This is a genomic window from Meiothermus luteus, from assembly GCF_003574085.1.
GTDB classification, from domain to species: domain Bacteria; phylum Deinococcota; class Deinococci; order Deinococcales; family Thermaceae; genus Meiothermus; species Meiothermus luteus.
Map to the genome: position 1 here is coordinate 1 of NZ_QWKZ01000202.1, position 1,313 is coordinate 1,313.

At 60.9% G+C, this 1,313-nt stretch carries 1 protein-coding gene and 1 pseudogene; both read left to right on the forward strand.

Features of this window, described 5'->3' with window-relative positions; genetic code table 11:
* Positions 1–89 precede the first annotated feature (89 nt).
* A complete protein-coding gene (locus Mlute_RS15255; protein WP_119361346.1) occupies positions 90–581 on the forward strand; it encodes a DUF1003 domain-containing protein in 492 nt (163 codons plus the stop codon).
* Between the two features lie 77 nt (positions 582–658).
* Positions 659–1,313, forward strand: a pseudogene (locus tag Mlute_RS15260) (hypothetical protein); the annotation flags it as partial.

Sequence of the window (1,313 nt, forward strand, 5' to 3'; positions counted from 1 at the left end):
CCCCACCCCTCCGGCCAAGAGGCTACCTAGGAAGAGGAGGAGGGTGAGCTCGAGCTCGCTCATAAGAACAGCGGTATTCTATCCCTATTATGCAAAACCTCCCTAAAATCGCCGAGCTGCTGCGGCGGCGCAAGCCGCTGAAAAACGTCAACCAGGAACACCAAGAGACCCTTTCCCCGCTCGAGCGGCTGGCCTTATGGATTACCGATCACGTGGGCAGCATGGGGTTTTTCCTGATCGTTTTTACCTGGACGGTGCTGTGGCTTTCCTGGAACTTCCTGGCCCCGCCCCACCTCAAGTTTGACCCCCCCATGGCCTTTGTGTTCTGGCTATTTTTGTCCAACATGATCCAGCTTTTCCTGATGCCCCTCATCATGGTGGGGCAGAACTTGCAAAGCCGCCACGCCGAGCTCAGGGCCGAGCACGACTACCAGGTGAACCTCCGGGCCGAGCAGGAAATCGAGGCTCTCCTAAAGCACATCGAGTATCAGAACCGCCTGCTGCTGGCCCTGGTCATCAAAAGTGGTCTAACCGCCGAGGAAGCTTTGCGTCTGGCTGAAGGCCACCAAAATTCTTTATGAACCGAGCAGCACTTAGACAGTGGCTTCTAAACACCCCCGAAGCTACCCGCCACGCCCCACAGCCCTGGTACAAGGTGATGTGCCTTACGGGGGTGGACTACTTTTCTACCCTGGGCTACCAGCCGGGCATTGCGGCCCTGGCCGCGGGGTTGCTCTCACCCTGGGCCACGCTCTTTCTGGTGCTGTTCACCCTTCTAGGGGCCTTGCCGGTCTACTGGCGGGTGGCCGCTGAAAGCCCGCATGGGGAGGGCTCGGTGGGGATGCTGGAGCGGCTATTTGGTGGCTGGACCGCCAAACTGGTGGTGTTGGTGCTTCTGGGATTTGCCGCCACCGACTTCATGATTACCATCACCCTCTCTGCTGCCGATGCTAGTGCCCATCTGATTGGCAACCCCCTTGCCCCCCCTTGGCTTGCCCATCCGGTGGCCCTAACCTTGGCGCTTATCGCCCTTCTGGGCGGAGTCTTCATGCTGGGCTTCCGCGAGGCCATCGGGGTGGCGGTGGCCTTGGTGGTCTTGTACCTGGGGCTTTCGGCGCTGGTGGTAGGGGCAGCCTTCTTGCAGCTGGTGGGTCAGCCCGAGCTTTGGTCTCGTTGGCATGAATCAGTGGCTTTGCGCTACCCCAGCCCCGTTGAGCTGGCCCTGGCCTCGGCGCTGGCTTTTCCCAAACTGGCCTTGGGCCTCTCGGGCTTTGAGACCGGGGTGGCGGTGATGCCCCACGTGAGGGGGGGGC

What these genes read in the sequence shown, in the direction of transcription:
- Mlute_RS15255 (WP_119361346.1), top strand. Translation starts at nt 90, where the DNA reads ATGCAAAACCTCCCTAAAATCGCCGAGCTGCTGCGGCGGCGCAAGCCG.